Annotated in this window: 6 protein-coding genes and 1 pseudogene; all 7 read left to right on the plus strand. The window is 65.3% G+C overall.

All coding sequences use genetic code 11. The features are described from left to right. Positions 1-189: pseudogene (locus tag ACLP4W_RS02565) on the plus strand (IS110 family transposase); the annotation flags it as partial. A gap of 35 nt (positions 190-224) precedes the next feature. Continuing rightward, positions 225-1,667, plus strand: a complete 1,443-nt coding sequence (locus ACLP4W_RS02570) for a CCA tRNA nucleotidyltransferase (protein ID WP_442383826.1) — start codon at positions 225-227, stop codon at positions 1,665-1,667. A 24-nt stretch (positions 1,668-1,691) separates the two neighbouring features. After that, on the plus strand, positions 1,692-2,201 hold the full coding sequence (locus ACLP4W_RS02575) for a pullulanase (RefSeq protein WP_442383827.1): 510 nt from the start codon (positions 1,692-1,694) through the stop codon (positions 2,199-2,201). A 13-nt stretch (positions 2,202-2,214) separates the two neighbouring features. Next, positions 2,215-2,529: a DUF2563 family protein gene (locus tag ACLP4W_RS02580; RefSeq protein WP_442383829.1), complete on the plus strand. Its 315-nt coding sequence runs from the start codon at positions 2,215-2,217 to the stop codon at positions 2,527-2,529. Continuing rightward, positions 2,511-4,358, plus strand: a complete 1,848-nt coding sequence (locus tag ACLP4W_RS02585) for a putative alpha/beta hydrolase (RefSeq protein ID WP_442383831.1) — start codon at positions 2,511-2,513, stop codon at positions 4,356-4,358. The genes ACLP4W_RS02580 and ACLP4W_RS02585 overlap by 19 nt, the downstream gene beginning before the upstream one ends. A 235-nt stretch (positions 4,359-4,593) precedes the next feature. Beyond that, positions 4,594-4,911, plus strand: coding sequence for a hypothetical protein (locus ACLP4W_RS02590; protein ID WP_442383833.1), 318 nt, complete (start codon positions 4,594-4,596; stop codon positions 4,909-4,911). Between the two features lie 66 nt (positions 4,912-4,977). After that, entirely contained in the window at positions 4,978-5,265 is a 288-nt protein-coding gene (locus ACLP4W_RS02595) for a WXG100 family type VII secretion target (RefSeq protein ID WP_442383835.1), read from the plus strand. The last annotated feature ends 42 nt before the right edge of the window (positions 5,266-5,307 follow it).

Genomic DNA, 5,307 nt, shown 5'->3' on the forward strand with positions numbered 1-5,307 from the left:
TGCACGCTCACCACCAGCCCCGGTGCACGGGCCTTCTACAACCAACATCGCAACACCGGCGACACCCATCACCAAGCACTCCGCGCCCTCGGCAACCGCCTCGTCGGCATTCTCCATGGCTGCCTACCCCACCACACCCTCTACGACGAACACAAAGCCTGGGCACACCGCACACCAGCAGCCGCTTGACACTTAAATCCCTGGGATGTCTAGGCTGGTCGAACGTGCCCGAAGCCGATGCCGACCTGTTGACCGCTGCCGCGGTCGCGCTCAACAGGCACGCCCCCGTGCTGCGCGAGCTGGGCTCGGCGTTCGATGCCGCGGGCCACGAGTTGTACCTTGTCGGCGGTTCGGTGCGGGATGCCCTGCTTGGCAGGTTGAGTCCCGATTTGGACTTCGCCACCGACGCCCACCCCAAGCAGGTCCAACAAATAGTCCGGCAATGGGCCGACGCGGTGTGGGACACCGGGATCGAATTCGGCACGGTCGGCGTCGGTAAGGGCGGGCACCGCCTGGAGATCACCACATTCCGCGCTGACACCTACGACCAGGTGTCGCGCAATCCCGAAGTGCGTTTCGGCGATCGCCTCGACGACGATTTGGTGCGCCGGGATTTCACCGCGAACGCGATGGCGGTGCGCATCACGCCCACCGGGCCGGGTGAATTCCTTGATCCGCTAGGCGGTTTGGCGGCACTGCGGGCGCGAATGCTGGACACCCCAGCGGAACCGTCGGTGTCCTTCGGCGACGACCCGTTGCGGGTGCTGCGCGCCGCGCGTTTCGTTTCGCAGCTCGGCTTCACCGTCGCGCCGCGGGTGCGCGAGGCGATCGAAGAAATGGCCCAGCAGCTGGGGCGGATCAGCGTCGAGCGGGTGGCCGCCGAGCTGGACAAGTTGCTGCTCGGCGACGACCCGGTGGCCGGCATCGATCTCATGGTGCAGACCGGGATGGGTGAGGTGGTGCTCCCCGAGGTCGGCGAGATGCAGATGGCCATCGACGAACACCACCAGCACAAGGACGTCTACCAGCATTCGCTGACGGTGCTGCGCCAAGCGATGGCCTTGGAAGATCCCGATGAGGGCCCCGATCTGGTGCTGCGCTGGGCCGCGCTGCTGCACGACATCGGCAAGCCCGCCACCAGGCGCCACGAACCAAACGGCGGCGTGAGTTTCCACCACCACGAGGTGGTCGGGGCCAAGATGGCCCGAAAGCGGCTGCGGGCGTTGAAGTACTCCAAACAAATGGTCGACGACATCTCGCAGCTGGTATATCTGCATCTTCGATTCCACGGCTACGGCGACGGCAAGTGGACCGATTCCGCGGTGCGCCGCTACGTGACCGACGCCGGGCCGCTGCTGCCCCGCCTGCACAAGCTGGTGCGTGCCGACTGCACCACCCGCAACAAGCGCCGGGCCACCCGGTTGCAGGCAAGTTATGACCGGCTCGAGGGGCGGATCGCCGAACTGGCCGCCCGGGAGGATCTGGCCCGGATACGCCCCGATCTGGACGGCGACCAGATCATGCAGTTGCTCAACATCCCGGCGAGCCCGCAAGTCGGCGAGGCGTGGCGCTATCTGAAAGAACTGCGGCTAGAGCGCGGGCCGTTGACCGGCGAGGAGGCAACCGCCGAGCTGTTGGCCTGGTGGAGATCGCGCGGGAACCCGTAGCGATGGCCAAGCGTCGGAGAGGGCATGGACTACTGTCTGGCCGGCGACGATGGCGCAGCGGCCATTTGGAAGGGCCAGCCCGACCTGGACCTTGACGGGGACGGCCGCCTCGATGCGATCGGCTTGGATTTCGACGGCGACGGGATGCTCGACGACGCGCTGGCGGATTTCGACGGCGATGGGGTGGTCGATCACGCCGTCCTCGACTTGGACAATGACGGCACCCCGGAGAGCTACTTCACCGATGACGGATCGGGGACGTGGTCGGTGGCCGTCGATCGGGGAGGGCAACTGCGCTGGTATGGGCTTGACGGGGTCGAGCACACCGGCGGTCCGCTGGTCGATTTCGACGGGCTCGGACATGCCGACGACCGACTGCTCGACACCGACGGGAACGGGGTGGCCGACCGGGTGCTGTGCGGCGGGGAGGACGGCGTGACGGGATACGTCGACACCGACGGCGACGGCAAATGGGACGTCCGGCTGACCGACACCGACGGCGACGGTTTGGCCGACGGGGCCGCCAACCTGTGAGGACGCGATAGCGATGTTCGTCGACACCGACTTGCTGCGCTCGGGAGCCAACGAGTCGCACCGCGCGGGCGGGCTCGCACAAGACGGGGCGGACCACCTATCGCGGGGACCGCGACTATCGGGAATGTTTGGTGACTTCCGCGCCGCCGAGGACTTTCACGACGCGGTCGGCTCAGCCCAGGCTCTACACGTCAAAACCCTGCTGGCCAACCGGGAGGCACTGACAGAGCTCGGTCGTAAGGCGAATTACGCTGCCACGGAGTTCGTCGACATGGACTACCGCAACGCCGCGAAACTGCGGGCGATGCGATGCAGCTTGGGTGCATAAGCATCCCGCAGCTGACAGCCCGAGCCGGCGGTGACCCCTGGGCGATCAACGACAGCCTGCAAGCCGGGCGCCCGGCGCAGATCTCCGATCTGGCGCAGGCGTTTCACAACGCGGGGCGGTGGACGGCCGAGGCCAGCACTGCATTCGACGAAGCGCGCCGTCGTTTTGAGGCGTCATGGAACCGGGAGCGTGGCGACCACCCGATCAACGACTCCGCCGAAGTGCAGAGCACGGCCGCGTCGCTGGGCGCGCAGTCCAAACAGTTGCCCAAGATCGGGGTCGACTTGGAATACCTCGCAGCCGCCCTGGCTGAGGCGCAACGCAGCGGCGCAGCCTTGATCTCGGCCTTGGAGGCTCAACTGCGGCAGGTCGACTACCGGCTCGGCCAAGCGCTGGATCTCGAGAGCGACATCCGACTCGCCGCGGCTGAAAGATCCGCGCTCGATGCGCTTGTCGGTTGCCTCGAGCAGCAAGCCATAGACGGCACCAAGTCAGCCCTGGGTCAGCTTCGGTCACTGCGCAGCCGCTTCTCAGACCGCTTGGGGACGTCACTGACCATCCTGCGCACCGACTGGTACGACCCGCCGAAACCCGACGAACCGATCGAAATTCCCTCCCCGCGAACCAGTGCCGAGGAAATCAACAGGTGGTGGAAGACACTCAACCCGGAACAACAAGGCCAGTTGATCGCCCGGCACCCACCGGAGCTGGGAAACCTCAACGGCATTCCGGTCGACGTGTGCAGCCGGGCGAACACGGCCGTGATGAATGACGACCTCCGTCGCGTTGCGGACGCCGCGAAGCGGCACAACGTGTCCGTTGGCGACGTGCTGAGTGATCCCGCCAAGTTCGGACTGACCGCAGTTGCTGTCACTCGCTACAACAATGCCGGCCGCACCCGGGAGGGCCTGAATGCATCGGGAGACGCCGTCGACGACCTCACCCGACGACATCCGGACATCTTCCTGTTGAAGTATCTGCCCGAGGCTTTCGCCGGTGAGGGAGTCGCGGCCATTGCGATGGGCAACCCCGACACGGCGGCCAACACCGCGGTGTTGGTGAAGGGGCTGGGCACCAGCGTGTGCGGGGGCACGCTGGCCAACCCCGACGGCGTGCGGCTGTACCAGGAGTCCGCCCGCGCCGGCTGGGGCGAGCAGACTGCGGTCGTGATGTGGGTGGGCTACAACACCCCCAACACCTGGCATGACCTGGGCCTGTTGCAGCCGAGCATGGCTCGAACCGGCGGGCAGGCGCTGGCCGCTGATGTGAACGCGCTGGCGGTCACCCACGAAGGTGCGCCGACGCACGTGACTGTGGTCGGCCATTCCTACGGATCCGCCGTCGTTTCGGATGCGGCGGTGTCCGGGATGCACGCAAACGATGTAGTGCTGGTCGGCTCCCCGGGCACCGACCTGGCGCATTCGGCGGCCGACTTTGAGCTGTCGCCCGGCGGCCACCTGTACGTCGGTGCGGCGTCGGGCGATGCGGTCACCTGGCTGCCTGGTCGGGTGACGGGGCCGGGTCTCATCGGTTTGAGTTTGGGCACCCTCGGAGACGACCCCGCCGTAGACGGTTACGGCTCCACCCGGTTCAAAGCCGAGGTGCCCGGCAATTCCCTGAATCCGGTCTACGACCATTCCCACTACTTCGACGACGGATCGGAATCGCTGTTCAGCATCGCCGACGTGGTCTCCGGCCACGGCGATGCGTTGCAGCGCGACGGCATGACCGCCCGCCACCGCGGCGAATATGGCCTGGGGGAATGGCACGACCCCGAAACCGCGCGAACCGCGACGACGGGGCACCGCCACAGGGCACCGACGGGCTGATCGCCGGTACGCCATCCCGTGCGGATTTGTTCATGCCCGCGACCGTCACCAGCGCATTGTCCAAGTGTCGGCGGCCACAAGTTGACAAGATTGCCAATGCTGGTGTGCACTAAAATGCCTGTTCGGACCCTGTGTGGGCCCAAAAAATCAGTGAAGTGACAGCCGGCGAGAAGCTGGTTAAATTTTAGGCATAGCCCAGCTCGGGGGACCCTCAATAAAGTCAAGGAGAAGTCAGATGGCTACAACGATGGCGTTTACGGACTTGCTGCGGACCACGCAGCAGCAGGTCGAGAACGCAATGCAGACCGCGACACAAATCGCAAACGAGTACTTGCACGGCCACGAGGACGTCGTCCAGGCCGCGGGGTGGCAAGGCAAGGCCAGTGGAGCGTCGCTTACCACGGCGGGGCAAATTCACCACGATCTCATGCAGACGATCACCGGTGGTCAAAGGCTGGCTCACGGCCTGGGCAAGACCGCGACGATGTTCGAACACAACGAAGACGACGCGGCGCACGGCCTGCTGGGTGTGTTCAGCGGCGGAAGCCAGTAGACCCGGGACGAGTCCTGGCCCGCATCCCCAATTTCAAAACATACCCAGACTTAAGGAGTTATCGAAATGAGCGAAATCACATGGAATTACGGCACCATCGACGGCCTGGCCTCCGACACCGGGCAGCGAGCGGCTTACTTGAGGGAAATACATAACGACATCCAACAGCGCGCGGCATCGCTCAGCGAATATTTCAGGGGTAAGGGCGCGACGGGTTTCTTTGACGCCCTGGCGCAGCACCTACAGGGTCTCGCGAATCTTGCCGACCACATCGAATTGCACGGAAATACGATGCTTTCCACGGCGGAAGGCACCCAGGCAATGGACGCCAACGTATCGACGTTCTTCGTCTAAGAGCGCAACCAGGCTGAAACTGGCGGGGCGCACGCGTCGCGT

The sequence above is a fragment of the Mycobacterium sp. genome (assembly GCF_052145595.1).
Classification (GTDB): domain Bacteria; phylum Actinomycetota; class Actinomycetes; order Mycobacteriales; family Mycobacteriaceae; genus Mycobacterium.